This window comes from Mesorhizobium sp. M1B.F.Ca.ET.045.04.1.1 (assembly GCF_003952465.1).
In the GTDB taxonomy this organism is placed as follows: domain Bacteria; phylum Pseudomonadota; class Alphaproteobacteria; order Rhizobiales; family Rhizobiaceae; genus Mesorhizobium; species Mesorhizobium shonense.
In genome coordinates, this window is record NZ_CP034448.1 from 2,672,701 (window position 1) to 2,689,032 (window position 16,332).

The following is a 16,332-nucleotide window of genomic DNA, read 5'->3' on the forward strand; positions in this document are numbered from 1 at the left end:
GTGGACGATCAGAACCCGGGGCGCTGCCGGCTATCCGACGACTGCTTTGGCGCAAAGCGACCCGAGCCAACGCTGAACGCGGAAGGTCAGCTTTCTAGCTCTAATCATCCCAAAGGCGGACCTTCCGCTTCCGGCATAGCCGGAGATGGCGCGACATGGGATACTGTCTGCACCGCTGTGACGACTTGATGTCGTCTTAAGGCGCCGGGGGAACGGTGGCAGTGCCCAATGATTTCAGCTAAGTTATTGAATTTACTATATGGTAGCGGAGGAGGGACTTGAACCCCCGACCCCAGGATTATGATTCCCGTGCTCTAACCAACTGAGCTACTCCGCCAGGATTGACGAAGAGGCTCGAAGAAGCACACGCAACGTGGGCAATTCGAGGCGTTCGCCAAGGTCGCGCGGATATAAGGTTGGCAGGGCAAACCTGTCAAGCGGACACACCAGCATAATCTCATGCCCGAAAAAGCTTTGCCGGACAGACACTCAAGCGCATGCGGCGGGGTTGAGTTCGACGGGGCACGTCGCTATGTCTCGGCCATGAAATTCTAGAGTTTGAACGAATGAAGCCGCGCATTGCAGTCCTCGGTTGCGGATACTGGGGCAGCAACCACATCCGCACCCTCAAGGCGCTTGGCGCGCTCCATGCCGTTTCCGACGTCAATCGCGCCCGCGCCGAAGGCTTCGCCAGCGAGCAGGACTGCGAGGCGATCGAGCCGGACAAGCTGTTCGAGCGCGCCGATGTCGACGCCATCGTCATGGCGCTGCCGCCGCAATTCCACGCCGACATGGCGGTGCGCGCCGTCGAGGGCGACAAGGACGTGCTGGTGGAAAAGCCGATCGCGCTGACGGTTGCCGACGCCGAACGCGCGGTGAAGGCGGCAAGGAAAAATGGCCGCGTCTTCATGGTCGGCCATGTGCTGCGCTTCCATCCCGCCTTCGAGACGCTGAAGGCGTTGATCGACAATGGCGAGCTCGGCGAGGTGCGCTACATCCATTCGCACCGGCTCGGCCTCGGCAAGTTCCATACCGAGAACGACGCGCTCTGGGACCTGGCGCCGCACGATCTGTCGATGATCCTCGCCATTACCGGCACCGAGCCGATCGAGGTCAGGGGAGAGGGCGCAGCCCTGCTCGACAATCTCAGCGATTTCGCGCATCTGCACATGCGTTTTCCGAACGGCGTGCGCAGCCATCTCTTCGCCTCGCGTCTCAATCCTTATCGCGAGCGGCGGCTGACCGTGGTCGGCACCAAGGCGATGGCGGTGTTCGACGACGTCGAGCCCTGGGAGCGCAAGCTTGCCGTCTACCGGCACGCCGTCTGGCAGGACAGCGGCCAGTGGGCTTTTACCGCCAACGAGCCGTCCTATGTCGCGGTCGGCGAAGGCATGCCGCTGACGCGCGAACTTGCGCATTTCATGCAGTGCATCGAAACGCGCGCCGAACCCCGCACCGACGGCGAGGAAGCGATCCGGGTGCTGCGCATCCTCACCGCGGGCACGGTGACGCATAGCGGCTCGTCCGCCTGAGGCGTTCGCAAAGACAATCCTGAAACTGAAGCGGCTGGTCGAAGAGACGCTTACTCGGCGGGGATGTGCGCGGGCCGCGCCGCAAGCCTCGACAGCATGGCCTCGGCCTCGGCGCCGCGCTCTGAGCGCTCGATGAAGCCGCCGCCGAAGACGCGCGCCTCGTTGCCGTCGTCGGAATAGAGCACGCAGGCCTGTCCGGGGGCGATGCCGGATTCGCCGTCGACCAGCTCGACCGAGGTCACGCCGTCGCGGTGGTGCAGCACGGCCGGACGCGGCGGCCGGGTCGAACGGACTTTTGCGAAAAGCTCGATCCCGCCCTCGGGGATGTCGGAGAGCGGGCCGTCGCCGAGCCAGTTCATGGCTCGCAGGTAGATCTTGTGCGTCTCCAGCGCCTCGCGCGGGCCGACAACGACGCGTGCGCGATCGGCGTCGAGATGAACGACATAGAGCGGCTCGCCGGAAGCGATGCCGATGCCGCGGCGCTGGCCGATCGTGTAGCGCAGGATGCCTTCATGACGGCCGAGCACGCGTCCGTCGATATGGACGATGTCGCCTGGATTGGCGGCCGCCGGCTTCAGCTTGGCGATGATGTCGGAATACTTGCCTTGCGGCACGAAGCAGATGTCCTGGCTGTCCTGCTTGGCGGCGACCGTCAGCCCCATTTCCTCGGCGATCGCCCGCACCTGCGGCTTGGAGAGACCGCCCAGCGGGAAGCGCAGATAGTCGATCTGCGCCTGGGTGGTGGCGAACAGGAAATAGCTCTGGTCGCGGTCGGCATCGACCGGACGGTAGAGCGCGCGATGCGCGCCGTTGGCGCGCGAGCGGATGTAGTGGCCGGTGGCCAAAGCATCGGCGCCGAGATCCTGCGCGGTGGCCAAAAGGTCGGCGAACTTGACCGTCTGGTTGCAGGACACGCACGGAATTGGCGTTTCGCCGGCGACATAGCTTTCGGCGAAAGGATCGATGACCGCCTTGCGGAAGCGCTCTTCGTAGTCGAGCACGTAATGCGGAATGCCAAGCGTCTCGGAGACGCGGCGGGCATCGTCGATGTCCTGGCCGGCACAGCAGGAGCCCGCCCGGTGCGTTGCCGCGCCGTGGTCGTAAAGCTGCAGGGTGACACCGACGACGTCGTAGCCTTCGCGCTTCAGGATGCCGGCAACGACCGACGAATCGACGCCGCCCGACATGGCGACGACGACGCGGGTCTGTTCTGGGCGTCCGGGAAGGTCGAGGCTGTTCATGGTTCTTTCAATCTGCGTGGCGCTGGCTGCCAATGGCCGGAATATAGGTCAAGCGCTGCGGCTGCGCCAGCTTGGCTCCTCAAGCGATTTTTCCGGCGATTTTTCCCGGCGAAATCGGGGCCTGGACCGCCATTGTCTCAAATGCCGAACAAAAACCTAACGTGACGTTCACGATCCTTACCTAGTCATTACGGTTGGCTTAGGCAATTTTTAAAGCTGTGGCGGTACTGTGGCGGGGATTGGGTCTTTGAGTTTTTAGTAGAGAGTACGATGACCGATCTGGTTAGACCTAGAGTCAAATATGTTATCGGGCCTGACGGCAGCCCCCTCACCATAGCCGATCTGCCGCCGACGAATACACGGCGCTGGGTTATCCGGCGCAAGGCGGAAGTGGTCGCTGCAGTACGCGGCGGCCTGCTCAGCCTCGAGGAAGCCTGCCAGCGCTACAAGCTCACCACCGAGGAATTCCTCTCCTGGCAGGCATCGATCGACGAATATGGCCTCGCCGGGCTGCGCACGACGCGAATCCAGCAATACCGGCACTAGGTACACACAACCGGAAGCAGAAAGGGCGCGGAATTCCGCGCCCTTCACTTTTTCAGAGACGCGCTTCGCTTACACCGTCAGTACGACCTTGCCGATCGGCCGGGTCGCAAGGAAGGCTTGGGCGGCGCCCGCCTGATCGAGCGGGAAGGTTTTCGCCACGTGGGGCGACAACTTGTTCGCGTCGACCAGCCTTGCGAGTTCGACGAGACCCTCGCGGTCAGGCACCACCGACATGCGCTCGACGCGGATGTTCCGCTCCCTTGCCTTCGCCTTTGTCGTGTCGTGGACGTTGAGCAACGAGACAAGAACGCCACCGTTGCGGAGCACTTTCAACGACTCCTCGGCGTGGTCGCCGCCGACCGTCTCCAGCACAAGGTCGAACTCGCCGGCCTTCTGCGCGAAATCACTCTTGGTGTAGTCGATGACCTCATCGGCGCCGAGCGAGCGAACGAAGTCGAGCTTGTCCGGGCTGGCGGTCGAGACGACATAGGCGCCGCTTGCCTTGGCGATTTGCACGGCCAGATGGCCGACACCGCCGGCCCCGGCGTGGATCAGCACGCGCTGGCCGGGCTGAATGCGGCCGTGCCGGACAAGGCCTTGCCAAGCGGTGAGGCCGGCGAGCGGCAGCGCCGCGGCATGGGCATGATCGATGCCGGCGGGCTTGATGGCGATCTCGTCCGCCGGCGCGGCCGCGAGCTCGGCATAGGCGCCGGCTCGCTTGGGAAAGCGCGGCATGCCGAACACATCGTCGCCGACCTTCAAGGCGGTCACACCGGCGCCCAGCGCCTCGACGGTTCCGGAAATATCCCAGCCGAGAATGAAAGGCGGTTCGCCAAGCAGCGGGTAAAAGCCGCCGCGCACGGCGCCGTCGACAGGATTGATGCCCGCCGCCTTGACGCGGACCAGCACCTCGCCAGGCTTGGGCGAGGGGTCTGGCTGCTCGGCGACGAAAAGGACGTCGGGTCCACCGACGGAGTTTTGGATAACGGCACGCATGGAAGCCTCCTTCTCAATTGGTATGCCGCTATCATTTGGATAGTAATATTCTGTTGTCTAGTATGTACCTTTCTATATATAGGCACCTCATGGATAGTGATGACGCCACCCCCTTCGGCTACGATGCGTTCCGGCGCACCTGCCCGTCGCATACCGTGCTCGAGATGCTGGCCAGCAAATGGGTTTATCTGACCGTTTGCGCGCTGCAGCGCGGCCGGCTGCGCAATGGCGAACTGGCGCGCAAGCTGGAAGGCATCACGCCGAAGATGCTGGCCCAGACGCTGCGCGTGCTGGAGCGCGACGGCCTTGTCCGGCGCGAGGTCTTTCCGGTCATCCCGCCGCGGGTTGAATATCAGCTGACGGAGCTTGGCCAGAACCTGGCGGGGCTGCTCAGCCAGATACGCTCCTGGGCGGAAGAGCATGCGCCCGACATCAAGGATGCCCGCGCGCGGGCATCGGCGAACCATCAAGACGATATGGCAGTGCTGCCTTGAAGCGGGAGCGTGAGCACGAGTTGTTCCCGGCGCGGTTCAAGGGCGCCGCCGGCCGGCCCCGGCGATAGCGGCTAAGCGCAGTCGGCTCAGCCGATCATGGCGCTGCGGCCGCCCATATCCGCATCGCGGATCTTGCTGTCGCGCGATTCCAGCATCTCCGCCTTGGAAAGCTCCGCTTCAGCTTCGCCGAGTAGTGATTCGGCCATGGTTCGCTGCTGGGCGAGGTCGCTCTGCGAGTTCCTGAGGTTGTCGCGGCGCAGGCGTGCCGCCTTGGCGAAGGTCGGATAGGCAAAATGATTGATGTCGGTGATGCCGGCTTTTTTCTCTTCGGCGACGATCTGCGCCTCCAATTCGACGGCCATGCGTTCGAACTCGGCGATCATCATGTCCAGCTGCAAGAGCTGGCGCCGTTTCTCATTCACCTGAAACTGCTTCAGCCGAACGAGGTTTTCACGTGACTTCATGACTCGGTACTCCCGGAACCGCACACCTTGCATATCGTCCCATCGGCCTGGACAGGCCCATGCGTCGCCCGTTTCCCCCGGCTTTCCCCCTGCTATGGGAAACAAAGCCCTAAAGATTTTTGCCGGCGGTAACCATTCGTTTACGGGCATTGTTAATCATACGGGCGAGGACTTAAGGCCGGGTAAAAATTCCGGCTGCGGCGAGGGAAGCGCGGCCTGCGAGTCACTGGAGTCACTTAGGCTGGCTTGTTAATGTGGTACATGAGCGATTTGGGTCTGTGATTCATTATTAGATTCAAGTGGGTGTAGAAAGGGGTTAAAAAATCTGATATCGTGGTCAGCACGAAATTAGGATTTGTTAACCAGTCGGTGGCACCTTCTGTTCAGGCAATCACTGCTCCGGTCCGGACGGGTCGTGACACGGTTCGGCAGCAGAAAAGGGGAATGAAATGCGTGTTCTGCTGATTGAAGACGACAGTGCAACCGCACAAAGCATCGAGCTGATGCTGAAATCGGAAAGCTTCAATGTCTATACGACCGATCTCGGCGAAGAAGGGGTCGATCTTGGCAAGCTCTACGACTACGACATCATCCTTCTCGATCTCAACCTTCCCGACATGTCGGGCTACGAGGTGCTGCGCACGCTTCGCCTCTCCAAGGTCAAGACGCCGATCCTGATCCTCTCCGGCATGGCCGGCATCGAGGACAAGGTGCGCGGCCTCGGCTTCGGCGCCGACGATTACATGACCAAGCCTTTCCATAAGGACGAGCTGGTGGCGCGCATCCACGCCATCGTGCGCCGCTCCAAGGGCCATGCCCAGTCGGTCATCACCACCGGCGACCTGGTGGTCAATCTCGACGCCAAGACGGTCGAGGTCGGCGGCCAGCGCGTGCACCTGACCGGCAAGGAATATCAGATGCTGGAGCTGCTCTCGCTGCGCAAGGGCACCACGCTGACCAAGGAAATGTTCCTCAACCACCTCTATGGCGGCATGGATGAACCGGAACTGAAGATCATCGACGTCTTCATCTGCAAATTGCGCAAGAAGCTCGACGCGGCGTCCGGCGGCCAGAACTACATCGAGACGGTCTGGGGCCGCGGCTATGTGCTGCGCGAGCCGGAAGACATCCGCGTCAGCGCCTGATCTTCGGCCAAGCGATTCGTACAAATAACCCGGCTCCTGAACTGACCCCCGAAAGTTGGACACAACCTTCGGGGGTTTTGCATGTCCAAACACAGTGCGCGTTTCAAGCGCTCGGTTGTCGATAGCTATTTGTGCGGGGATGAAAGCTACGCGAGTGCGGCGTCTAAGCGTGGAGTTGACGCGGCGACTGTGCGCAAGTGGGTTGCTTTGTACCAGGCGCATGGCGATGCCGGGCTGTCGCGGAAGTACGGTCGTTACGATGTGGCGTTCAAGCTGTCGGTGCTCGAGCGGATGTGGAAGGACGGTCTGTCGCATCGCCAGACGGCGACGCTGTTCAATATCCGCAATTCCGGTTGCCTGACGGGCTGGGAGAAGCACTATCATGCGGGTGGGATAGAGGCGCTCGGCCCCCGCCCCAGAGGACGACCCATGTCAAAGCCGCCGGCCCCTGCGGTGCCTGTTGCAGCCAGTGACGAGGCCAAAAGCCGCGAAGAATTGCTGGCCGAGTTGAAGCAGTTGCGGATGGAGAACGCCTACCTAAAAAAACTGAGGGCCTTAACGCAGGAACATGCGCCCAAAAAGCGCAAGCCGTCCAAGCGTTAAGGCCGTTTTATCCGCTTAAGGACCTGCTCGACCTGGCGAAGCTGCCGCGCAGCACGTTCTATTACAGGCAAAAGGCGGCCTCGCGCCCGGACCGTCATGCGGCGCTGAAGGAGGCGATCAAGGCCATCTTCGACAGCCACAAGGGCCGCTATGGCTATCGCCGGGTGACCGCGCAACTGCGCCAGTTGGGCCAATGCGTCAACCACAAGACCGTCCAGAGCCTGATGGCCGGGATGGGATTGAAGTCACTGGTCAGGCCGAAGAAGTATCGTTCCTACAGGGGCGAGATCGGGCGGACCGCTCCCGATCTCTTGCAGCGCAAGTTCGGCGCCGACCGCGCCAACCGCAAATGGGTGACCGACGTGACGGAGTTCAGCGTGGCCGGCGACAAGCTCTACCTGTCTCCCATCATGGATCTCTACAATGGCGAGATCGTCGCCTTCGAGACGGCGCGCCGGTCGCGCTTCAAACTGGTGGACAACATGCTGACCAAAGCCTTCGCCCGGCTCAACGAGGACGAGCGGCCGATCCTGCATTCCGATCAGGGATGGCAATACCAGATGTCGGCATTCCAGCGCAGGCTGGAGGCCAGAGGCCTTGCACAGAGCATGTCACGCAAAGGCAATTGCCTCGACAACGCACCGATGGAGAGCTTCTTCGCCACACTCAAGTCCGAGCTCTTCCATCCGGAAAGGTTCGACACTGTCCAAAGCCTCGATACGGCCATCAAGGGCTACATCGACTATTACAACCACCGCCGCATCAAACTGAAACTGAAAGGGCTGGCCCCTGTGCAATACAGGACCCAGTCCTTAAATCTACCAGCTCAATGAACCGTCCAACTTTACGGGGTCAGTTCATCCCGCCGGGTTTTTTGTTTTTTGGCATCGAAAGCTCAGGCCGCGATCTTCAGGAAGCGGAAACTCTCGAGCAATTGCGCCCGGTTGAAGGGCTTCAAAAGATAGCCCTGGGCGCCGGCACGCTTCGCGCGCATGATCGAGCCGACGTCGACTTCGACGAGCGAGACCAGGATCTGCGGCTTGACGGGGCTTTCGATGGCACGGATGCGGCGAATGAGGTCGACTGCCTGCATGTCCGGCAAACCGCCGTCGACAACGACGACGTCGGGCATGTCGCTGGAGCAGATCTCGATCGCATCAAGCCCGCTGGCCGCTTCGATGACCACGATGTCCGAACCGCCAAGGATACGCTTTGCGACCTTCCTGATGACGCTCGAATCGTCCACGAACAGGCAGCGCTTCATTTCCGGGCCCTCTTTGCCATCTGCCGAACCGGCAACCTCCGGTAACCGTGGGGCACCCTAGAGCAATCTGGTAAAGAAGCCGAAAAGCGGTTAGGTAAAGTTTTTCCAAAGAGACGCATGGCGCGGTTTTTCGCCCCACGTCAATAAGCCGGCAATGGCAGAAGTTGCTTCGCTCGTACCGGAAGCAGCAATATCAGCTGAGATAAATACTTGGCCTGTTCTTGCTGATTGCCTCAGGCCGCAGACAACACGATCTCGTCGGCGGTCGCATGAATCGAGATCGTCATGTTGGCCTCACGCGCCAGAAGCAGCGTGTAATAGGGCTGGACCGAATGGGCGTCGATCGCTTCCTCAGGCTTGTGGCCGGAATGCAGCTCGAGGAATTTTGGCGGCACGCGCAGCATCGGGCCGCTGGCCGACAGCGCAAAACGCGGTTCGGTCTCGAGGTTCTCCAGCGTGACCACCAGCTTGCCGCCGCGCGGTATGGCCGCGTTGGCCACGAGAATGAGATTGAGCAGGAGCTTGACCTTGTTCTTGGGCAGCAGCGCGCGGGCACCGTTCCAGACCAGCTCCGGCTTTTCGTTTTTCAAAAAGGCAATGGCCACGGCCTCTGCGTCGCCGGTATCGATCATCATGCCGGCCGAGCCGGCGGCGCCGAAGGCGATGCGGGCAAATTGCAGACGCGCCGAGGCGTTCCTGGCGCTCTGGCGAATCAGTTTCATGGCGTCTTCGTCGGCGCCGCCTTCGTCGAGCAGTTCGAGGCCGTTGTTTATGGCGCCGACCGGCGAGATGATATCGTGGCATACGCGGCTGCACAGAAGCGCCGCCAGATCGGGGGCGGAGAGGGTGAAGAGCTCGGCCATCAGAGAATCCCTGCTAGTTCACATATTCATGGCCGAGCGATCGATTTCGCGCCCGCCACGCGAATCACGCCCTTTCCAAGGCTTTCTGAATACACAGCGCCCGCCCGTGCATCAACAAATCCGCAACCGCGGATGGCGAAAATGCTGCATTCATGCCGGGAAAACGAGGCCAGAGGGGCCACGTCGGGCCGCCAGCCTTCGAACCGCCATCTTCCTGCGCCAGCTTAATGGTTGAAAAAGGATTACGGCATAGTTTGCCCGTAATAGTCATCTCGAAGCGGCCGCCAAGAGCCGCAGGGGTACGAGGCGTCGGCGAAAGTGCTCCCTGACGGAGATTGGAAGCATGTTTTCCCGATTCTATGACCGGACTCTCGTCCGCGTCCTCACCATGACGATCGCCCTCATGGGTGCTGTCATCTTCTCAACCTCCGCGTCGCGGGCCCAGGAATACACCGCGCAGGAGATCGTCGATTCCGGCCACAAGTTCTTCGGCGCGACGTCGGGCGGCCTCGCCACCGTCGTCGAAAAGATCTTTGCGTCCTACGGCCTGCCCAACGGCTATCTGCTCGGCGAGGAGGGATCCGGCGCGCTGATCGGCGGCCTGACCTATGGCGAGGGCACGCTCTATACCAAGAACGCGGGCGACCATAAGGTATTCTGGCAAGGCCCATCGCTCGGCTGGGATTTCGGCGGCGAAGGGTCGCGCGTGATGATGCTGGTCTACAATCTGGACGACATCAGCAGCCTCTACAACCGCTTCGGCGGCGTCGCCGGCTCCGCCTATGTCGTGGCCGGCGTCGGCTTCAACGTGCTGCAGAGCAACAGGGTGCTCATCGTTCCGATCCGCACCGGCGTCGGCGCCCGGCTCGGCGTCAATCTCGGCTACCTGAAGCTTACCGAACGGGCGACCTGGAACCCGTTCTGAGCGGACAGGATTGCCACAACCGCTCGGATAAGACCGATCGCGCCGCGGCATGCTCTTGCCGCGGCGCTGGATTTCCGCCATGCCAAGATGGCACAGTCGGGCATTGGCGGTTTGCCGCTCCCGTATACGGAATAGTCCACCTTGGTCCAGTCGATCCTGTTCTTCGCACTCGGCTTCCTCTGCGCCGTCTTCTTGGTGTCGCTGATTGCGCCGGCCATCTGGCGGCGGGCCGTCGTTCTGACGCGCAGGCGCCTCGAGGCCTCGATGCCGCTGACGCCTGCCGAGATCTTGGCTGAAAAGGATCGGGTCCGCGCCGAATTCGCCATGAACACGCGCCGGCTCGAGATGAACATCAAGAGCCTCAAGGAGAAGGCGGCCGAGCAACTGGTCGAGATCGGCCGCGGCCGCGAGGCCCTGAAGGGGCTGGCGGTCGAGACGAAAGACAAGAACCAGGCGCTTTCCGACCTGCAGGCCAGGAACGCGGAGCTCCGGCAGCGCGAGGAAGAACTGCACAAACTGTCGGAAAAGCTGGCGCAGACGGAGCGCTCCCTGGAGAAGCGCGCGCTGGAGCTGCAAAAGCTCGAGCAGATGTATGACGATGCCAGCTTCTCATCCAGCAACCGCCAGATCGAGCTCGTGGCCCGTGAATCGGAACTGGACAAGCTCGCCAACGACATTGCGGTGCTGCGCAGCCAGCGCAAGGAAGCGGACCGGCGCAACCAGGAAATCGCCGCGGAAGGCAAAGCGGCCAGGGACGCGCTCAAGGCAGAAAAGAAACGGGCAGCCGAACTGGACAAGAAGGTCGAGCGGCTGCTTGCCACTCTTGCCGACCGCGAGGAAAGGCTCGACAGGCGCGAGAAGGAGCTTGCCCGGATGCGCGAACGCTTAAAGCAGGGTGCCGAGGCAAATGGCGGAACGCACCAGACCGGCGAGGTCGAAGGCATCGACAAGGCGATCGCCAAGCTCGAAGGCGATCGGGAGCGGCTGGAGGCGAGGCTGACTTCGCTGGCGCGTGAGAACAAGCGGCTCAAGACCGATCTTGCCACGCTCGAAACGGCAAGGCCCGAACAGGCCAGCGACGCGCGACGCGCCGGTACGGCGCTTCGCGAACAGATGAACGAACTGGCGGCCGAGGTCGTCAACCTGACGATGAAGCTGGACGGGCCGGATTCGCCGATTTTGAAGGCGTTGGCGACCCCTCGCGACGGGCAGCAGGGCGCGGGCGAGCGCGGCATCAGCCTCGCGGACCGTGTAAGGGCCCTTCAGAAGGCCGACCCAACCAGCTGATCAAAACGCAGACTGTCGGCAAGGCGACGCTTTCCCTGCTTGCTGGACAGCTATCGTCTCGAGAACTGGTGCAGGGCGATGGCCGAAGCGGCGGCAACGTTCAGGCTGTCGAAACCCTCCGCCATGCCGATCCGTACCGTCCGCAGCCGGTTGAGCACGGTTTCGGGCAGGCCTTCGCCTTCCGTGCCGAGATAAAGCGCCAGCCGCGAAGTTCTTTCCGCGGCGCGAATTTCGGTTTCGCCGCGCGGCGAGAGCGCGAACTGGCTGAAGCCCAGCCGGTTGAGCGTCGCAATCAAGCTCATGGCGTCGCCGAAGGGCGCGAAAGGAACCTTCAGCGCCGCGCCGACCGAAACCCGGATCGCCTTGCGATAGAGCGGATCGCAGCAGGTAGGATCGAGAAGCACGGCGTCCGCGCCAAAGGCCGCGGCGTTGCGGAAGATCGAGCCCATATTGTCGTGATTGGATATGCCGACCAGGACCACGACCAGCGCGCCTGCCGGCAAGGTTTCGAGCAAAACCTCCGCCGGTCGAGGAGCGTCGCGAACGCCGATCGCTAATATGCCGCGATGCATATGGAAGCCGGCGATCCGGTCCATGACCTCGCTCTTGGCGACAAAGACCGGGAAATCCGCCGGCGCCTTGCGCAAGACGCCTTCCAGGCCAGCCAGCCTGTTTTCCAGAATGAGGGCCGACTCCGCGGCGAAGCGTCGGACCGACAAAAGAAGATCCAGCACGACCTTGCCTTCCGCGACGAAGCGCCCGTGGCGCCCGACGAGATCGCGCTCGCGGATGTCGAGATAGGCAGCGACACGCGGATCCTGCGGGTCGTCGATGGGGATGAGGTTCATGCAAATCTCGCCGGCAAACGATCGTCAGCGAGGTAAGGGGCTTTGGACAGCGCGGGTCAAGCCCCGGCGCGGCGCATCCTGTAGGCCATCTGGGACAGGTCGCCGTCGCCGAAAATGCCTTCCAGCATGCGAAGCAGCTCGCGCACCGCATCGGATTTGCAGGAATAATAGATCATCTGGCGGTCGCGGCGCGTCTCGACGATTTCAAGTGCTCTCAGTTTGGCCAGATGCTGCGACAGAGCGGACTGGCTTAACTGGACTTTTTCGGCGATGGCACCGACCGACATTTCGCCTTCGATCAGATAGCTGACGATCAGCAGCCGCTTTTCGTTGCCCATGAGCGTCAGAAACGCGGCAGCCGATTCGGCATTGGCGACTAGCTTGCTCGAGATCATAGATGCCCCATGTTTTCTGGCTCATCCAGCCGCCATGGGGGCAATGGTGGCTGATTCCACAATGTTCAGGTCAGGAAGCGCCGCTGAATCAGCGCTACAACAAAGGGTAGATCATTTTATCTAAATCTCAAGAGTTGCTTTCGATCTGGGACGATTAACTTTCGCTACTGTGGCTGGCCGGCGGCGCGTCCGGTCTTTGCCATCTCGACCAGCACGGACCGCAACTCGCTGGCGGCGCCGAGAGGCCGCGGGAAGAACACCCTGCAGGTGGCATCCGCGGACACCAGGTCCATGCCGTCGGCATCGAAACCGGTGACGATCCAGCCGTCGCCTTCGGCCCGGCCGAAATGGCGCGCATAGAGGCAAAGCGCATCGCCATGGTCGGCGTTCATATGGTCGAGCGCCGACTGTTCGCTCACCGCGAGCTCCTCGACGATCGGGTCGCCGGTGATCAGATCGGCGCGATCCAGAAGGTAGGCCTTGCCGAAGCCGCCATTCAGACTGGCGCGCTCAGGCTCGAGCCGGAATATCGAGAAGTCGCCAAGCCCGGCATAGAGCTTCGCCTTTGGATTGGGGTTGAGGTAGCGCCGTTCGGCGCGGGCGTGAACGGCCGATCCACCCTCCAGCCGCAGCGCCCGGCATATCAGGCTGATACGCGGATGCGCCAGCGGATCGCCCTTGCCGGGTTCGCCAAGCAGCAGCGAGCAGCGCGGATCGGCGACAATCGCGCCGGTATGCGCGGACAGCATCGAAACCAGGATCAGCGGCGCGCCGTCGATGTCGGTCGCCACACCGACGCGGCTTGCCAGGGGCGCGCCGGTGCCGGGCTCGATCACCGCGAGCGCGCCGAAGCGGGCCGAGCGGATCAGCGTCTTCGCCAGCCTGACGGCCTCGGCATCGGTCTCGCGGATGACATCCTTCCTGGTCTCGGTCAAAGCGCTCCCCTTTTCGGTCGAAACACTTTCAGGATAAGCTGATTTCTGTTCTCCGGTTTATTGGCCAAACAGGCCGGACCTGACAAGGGCCTCGATTTCACTTTCGTCGATGCCGAAGCGCGCCAGCACGGTGGCCGGCTGACGATCGGCAGCGTTTGGCGCCGTGGCAAGAGTTTGAGGAGCTTGCGAGAAGCGCGGCGAAGGGGCCGGACGCTCAAGCCGGCCGGAACTCACGAAGCTCTGCCTTGCGCGATTGTGAGGGTGGTTCCTGGCTTCGGTCATGGAAAGAACCGGCGCCACACAGGCATCGGTCGGGCCAAAGACGTCGATCCACTCGTCGCGCGTGTTCTCTCTGATCCTGGCTGCGATCACGGCTCGCATCTCGGGCCACGATGCCCTGTCATATTGGCTGCGGACAAAACGCTGGTCGAGCGGCAGCAGCCTGGCGAATTCAGCGAAGAACTGCGGTTCGAGGCAGCCGATGGCGACATGCCGGCCGTCTGCGGTCTCGTAAGTGTCGTAGGAGGGCGCCCCTGAATCGAGCAGGTTCTCGCCGCGTCGGTCGTTCCAGAGGCCTGCCGCCATGAAAGCGTGGATCGGAGCCGCGAGCATCGATGCGCCCTCGATCATCGCGGCGTCGATCACCTGGCCCTTGCCGGTGCGCGAACGCTGGAACAGGGCCGCCAGCATGCCGGCAATCAGCATCATGGCGCCGCCACCCTGATCGGCAACGAGGTTGAGCGGCGGCGCGGGCGGCGCCTCTTGCCTGCCGATGGCGTGCAGCAGGCCGGCATAAGCGAGATAGGTGATGTCATGGCCGGCACGACGCGAGAGCGGCCCGTCCTGGCCGAAACCCGTCAGGCGGCCATAGATCAGCGCCGGATTGCGTTCGAGCGCGATGCCGGGACCGAGACCCAGCCGCTCCATGACGCCGGGGCGAAAGCCTTCGATGAGGATGTCGGCCTTTTCCGCAAGGCGCAACAGAAGCTCCTGGCCATCCGGGCGTTTCAGGTCGAGCTTGAGGATTGAGCGGCCATGGCGGTCGAGGTCGTAGGCTTCCGGCAAGGACAGAAGCGGCTCTCTGGCGTCCGCCCGCTCGATGCGCAGCACCTCGGCGCCCATTTCCGACAGCATCAGGGCGGCCAGCGGCACCGGGCCGAGGCCTGCCATCTCGATCACCCTCAAGCCAGCCAGAGGTCCTGCCTTGTCGGTGGCTGTCGGTGGCGTGGTCATTGCTTTCTATTTCGGCGCCATGCGGATCGCGCCGTCGAGGCGGATCGTCTCGCCGTTCAGCATCTGGTTCTCGATGATGTGGAGAGCAAGCGCGGCATACTCCGATGGCTCGCCGAGGCGGGGCGGGAAGGGGACCGAGGCGCCGAGCGAATCCTGCACCTCCTGCGGCATGCCGGCCATCATCGGCGTCTTGAAGATGCCGGGGGCGATGGTGCAGACGCGGATGCCGGAGCGCGCGAGGTCGCGCGCCACCGGCAGCGTCATGCCGACGACGCCGCCCTTGGATGCCGAATAGGCGGCCTGGCCGATCTGGCCGTCATAGGCCGCGACCGAAGCGGTGTTGACGATGATGCCGCGCTCGCCGCCTGCCAGCGGATCGAGTTTCGCCGCCCGGTCGGCGACGAGGCGGATCATGTTGAAGGTGCCGATCAGGTTGATCTCGATCACCTTGCGGTACTGGTCGAGTGGGTGCGGACCATCCTTGCCGACCGTCTTCACGCCGATGGCGATGCCGGCGCAGTTGACCAGGATGCGCGGCTCGCCGAGCTTGTTCGCCACCTCGGCAATGGCGGCGACGCCGCTGTCGCCGCTGCTGACATCGCACTGAACGGCGATGCCGCCGATATCGGCGGCAACCTTCGCCGCGCGCTCGACGCCGACATCCAGTATGGCAACCCTGGCGCCCTTGGCGGCAAGGGCGCGCGCCGTCGCTTCGCCTAGGCCGGAGCCACCGCCGGTGACGATCGCGATCTGGCCATTCGGGTTCATGTCGGCGTCCTCCCAGGATTTTTGGTCATGCTACGAAGCCCGCCCGCGAGGCGCAACCTGCATCAATTGACATGTGGATTGACGGTCGGCGGGATCAATCGCGGGGCGATTGACCGGGATCAATCGACATTGTCGATCACGCCATTGCTGGGAGTTGCTCGGGCAGGCGGGCGGTGTCCGCATGGCAGACCTCGCCGACGAACCGGGCCACCGCGCCCGGCCTGATTTCGTGGTGGAGAAGCCTGTCGAGATCGACCGGGCGCGGCATGGTGATCTGCCCGCGCGGGAAGCGCTTGAAGCCGAGCGGCCCATAGTAAGGCTCGTCGCCGACCAGCATCACGGCCGGCGCGCCGGCCTTCGCCGCGGCTTCGAGCGCGATCGCAACCAGCCGGCGGCCGATGCCGAGATTCTTGAACGCCGGCCGCACGGCGAGCGGCCCCAGCATCATGGCGCGGCCGACGCCTGCCGCGACGCGCGTCATGCGCACGGAAGCAATCACCGTATCGCCCTTGACCGCGACAAAAGACATCGAGCGGTCATGCCCGCCGGACTCGCGGATCTTGTAAGCGGCAAGCACAAAACGGCCTGGCCCGAAGGCTTCCTCGTTTATGGCTTCGATTTCAGGATCGTGCGCCGGGGTTTCCGGCAGATATTTCACGTCGGCAAGGCTCATGGTCTTTGCGTTCCGGTATGCGAGGAAAGGTTTGCTGCAAGCGGCAGCGTTCGCCAGTCAGCGCTTCATCAAGCGCGGGCGCCCTTTCGTCGTCGGTCGAACCGGATCGAGGCAAAGTCG

17 protein-coding genes, 1 tRNA gene and 1 pseudogene are annotated in these 16,332 nt (G+C 62.8%); 7 read left to right on the forward strand and 12 right to left on the reverse strand.

Annotated features, from left to right (window positions below):
* Nucleotides 1-260 precede the first annotated feature (260 nt).
* A tRNA-Met gene (locus EJ071_RS13070) sits at nucleotides 261-337 on the reverse strand.
* A 229-nt stretch (nucleotides 338-566) separates the two neighbouring features.
* On the opposite strand from EJ071_RS13070, the gene EJ071_RS13075 reads away from it, so the two are divergent.
* Nucleotides 567-1,532 (forward strand): Gfo/Idh/MocA family oxidoreductase, encoded by a 966-nt coding sequence (locus EJ071_RS13075; protein WP_126098239.1) that lies wholly within the window; start codon nucleotides 567-569, stop codon nucleotides 1,530-1,532.
* 50 nt (nucleotides 1,533-1,582) lie between these two features.
* Here the strand turns inward: EJ071_RS13075 and mnmA are convergent, their stop codons facing one another.
* Entirely contained in the window at nucleotides 1,583-2,773 is a 1,191-nt protein-coding gene (gene mnmA / locus EJ071_RS13080) for a tRNA 2-thiouridine(34) synthase MnmA (RefSeq protein ID WP_126098240.1), read from the reverse strand.
* A 270-nt stretch (nucleotides 2,774-3,043) separates the two neighbouring features.
* Between mnmA and EJ071_RS13085 the strand changes: the two genes are divergently transcribed.
* A complete protein-coding gene (locus EJ071_RS13085; RefSeq protein ID WP_006203587.1) occupies nucleotides 3,044-3,319 on the forward strand; it encodes a DUF1153 domain-containing protein in 276 nt (91 codons plus the stop codon).
* Nucleotides 3,320-3,388: 69 nt separating this feature from the next.
* Here the strand turns inward: EJ071_RS13085 and EJ071_RS13090 are convergent, their stop codons facing one another.
* Nucleotides 3,389-4,315, reverse strand: a complete 927-nt coding sequence (locus EJ071_RS13090; protein WP_126098241.1) for an NADP-dependent oxidoreductase — start codon at nucleotides 4,313-4,315, stop codon at nucleotides 3,389-3,391.
* A gap of 89 nt (nucleotides 4,316-4,404) precedes the next feature.
* Here EJ071_RS13090 and EJ071_RS13095 point away from each other — a divergent pair, with 89 nt between their 5' ends.
* The gene (locus EJ071_RS13095) at nucleotides 4,405-4,809 is read left to right on the forward strand and encodes a helix-turn-helix domain-containing protein (RefSeq protein ID WP_126098242.1); all 405 of its coding nucleotides are present in this window, start codon (nucleotides 4,405-4,407) and stop codon (nucleotides 4,807-4,809) included.
* 86 nt (nucleotides 4,810-4,895) lie between these two features.
* Here the strand turns inward: EJ071_RS13095 and EJ071_RS13100 are convergent, their stop codons facing one another.
* Nucleotides 4,896-5,273: a flagellar export protein FliJ gene (locus EJ071_RS13100; protein ID WP_126102563.1), complete on the reverse strand. Its 378-nt coding sequence runs from the start codon at nucleotides 5,271-5,273 to the stop codon at nucleotides 4,896-4,898.
* A gap of 449 nt (nucleotides 5,274-5,722) precedes the next feature.
* Between EJ071_RS13100 and ctrA the strand changes: the two genes are divergently transcribed.
* Both ctrA and EJ071_RS13110 read left to right on the forward strand, forming a co-directional pair.
* The gene (ctrA, locus tag EJ071_RS13105; protein WP_006203583.1) at nucleotides 5,723-6,418 is read left to right on the forward strand and encodes a cell cycle two-component system response regulator CtrA; all 696 of its coding nucleotides are present in this window, start codon (nucleotides 5,723-5,725) and stop codon (nucleotides 6,416-6,418) included.
* 81 nt (nucleotides 6,419-6,499) lie between these two features.
* Nucleotides 6,500-7,854: pseudogene (locus tag EJ071_RS13110) on the forward strand (IS3 family transposase).
* A 62-nt stretch (nucleotides 7,855-7,916) separates the two neighbouring features.
* Here the strand turns inward: EJ071_RS13110 and EJ071_RS13115 are convergent.
* Together EJ071_RS13115 and EJ071_RS13120 are read right to left on the reverse strand one after the other, a co-directional pair.
* Nucleotides 7,917-8,285, reverse strand: a complete 369-nt coding sequence (locus tag EJ071_RS13115; RefSeq protein ID WP_126098243.1) for a response regulator — start codon at nucleotides 8,283-8,285, stop codon at nucleotides 7,917-7,919.
* Between the two features lie 233 nt (nucleotides 8,286-8,518).
* Nucleotides 8,519-9,148 carry a histidine phosphotransferase family protein gene (locus EJ071_RS13120; RefSeq protein ID WP_126098244.1) on the reverse strand — a complete coding sequence of 210 codons (630 nt, stop codon included), beginning with the start codon at nucleotides 9,146-9,148 and terminating at the stop codon, nucleotides 8,519-8,521.
* 388 nt (nucleotides 9,149-9,536) lie between these two features.
* On the opposite strand from EJ071_RS13120, the gene EJ071_RS13125 reads away from it, so the two are divergent.
* Nucleotides 9,537-10,073 carry an EipA family protein gene (locus EJ071_RS13125; protein WP_245460323.1) on the forward strand — a complete coding sequence of 179 codons (537 nt, stop codon included), beginning with the start codon at nucleotides 9,537-9,539 and terminating at the stop codon, nucleotides 10,071-10,073.
* A gap of 141 nt (nucleotides 10,074-10,214) precedes the next feature.
* Nucleotides 10,215-11,360: a hypothetical protein gene (locus tag EJ071_RS13130; RefSeq protein WP_126098246.1), complete on the forward strand. Its 1,146-nt coding sequence runs from the start codon at nucleotides 10,215-10,217 to the stop codon at nucleotides 11,358-11,360.
* A gap of 50 nt (nucleotides 11,361-11,410) precedes the next feature.
* Here EJ071_RS13130 and EJ071_RS13135 read toward each other — a convergent pair whose 3' ends face one another.
* The 6 genes from EJ071_RS13135 to EJ071_RS13160 form a co-directional block, all read right to left on the reverse strand.
* On the reverse strand, nucleotides 11,411-12,208 hold the full coding sequence (locus EJ071_RS13135) for an RNA methyltransferase (RefSeq protein ID WP_126098247.1): 798 nt from the start codon (nucleotides 12,206-12,208) through the stop codon (nucleotides 11,411-11,413).
* Between the two features lie 56 nt (nucleotides 12,209-12,264).
* The gene (locus tag EJ071_RS13140; protein WP_126098248.1) at nucleotides 12,265-12,603 is read right to left on the reverse strand and encodes a metalloregulator ArsR/SmtB family transcription factor; all 339 of its coding nucleotides are present in this window, start codon (nucleotides 12,601-12,603) and stop codon (nucleotides 12,265-12,267) included.
* 164 nt (nucleotides 12,604-12,767) lie between these two features.
* Entirely contained in the window at nucleotides 12,768-13,538 is a 771-nt protein-coding gene (locus EJ071_RS13145) for a HugZ family protein (RefSeq protein WP_126098249.1), read from the reverse strand.
* 57 nt (nucleotides 13,539-13,595) lie between these two features.
* The gene (locus EJ071_RS13150; RefSeq protein ID WP_126098250.1) at nucleotides 13,596-14,771 is read right to left on the reverse strand and encodes a CaiB/BaiF CoA-transferase family protein; all 1,176 of its coding nucleotides are present in this window, start codon (nucleotides 14,769-14,771) and stop codon (nucleotides 13,596-13,598) included.
* Between the two features lie 6 nt (nucleotides 14,772-14,777).
* Nucleotides 14,778-15,539 (reverse strand): 3-hydroxyacyl-CoA dehydrogenase, encoded by a 762-nt coding sequence (locus EJ071_RS13155; RefSeq protein ID WP_126098251.1) that lies wholly within the window; start codon nucleotides 15,537-15,539, stop codon nucleotides 14,778-14,780.
* A gap of 136 nt (nucleotides 15,540-15,675) precedes the next feature.
* Nucleotides 15,676-16,212, reverse strand: coding sequence for an N-acetyltransferase (locus tag EJ071_RS13160; RefSeq protein WP_126098252.1), 537 nt, complete (start codon nucleotides 16,210-16,212; stop codon nucleotides 15,676-15,678).
* Nucleotides 16,213-16,332: the final 120 nt, after the last annotated feature.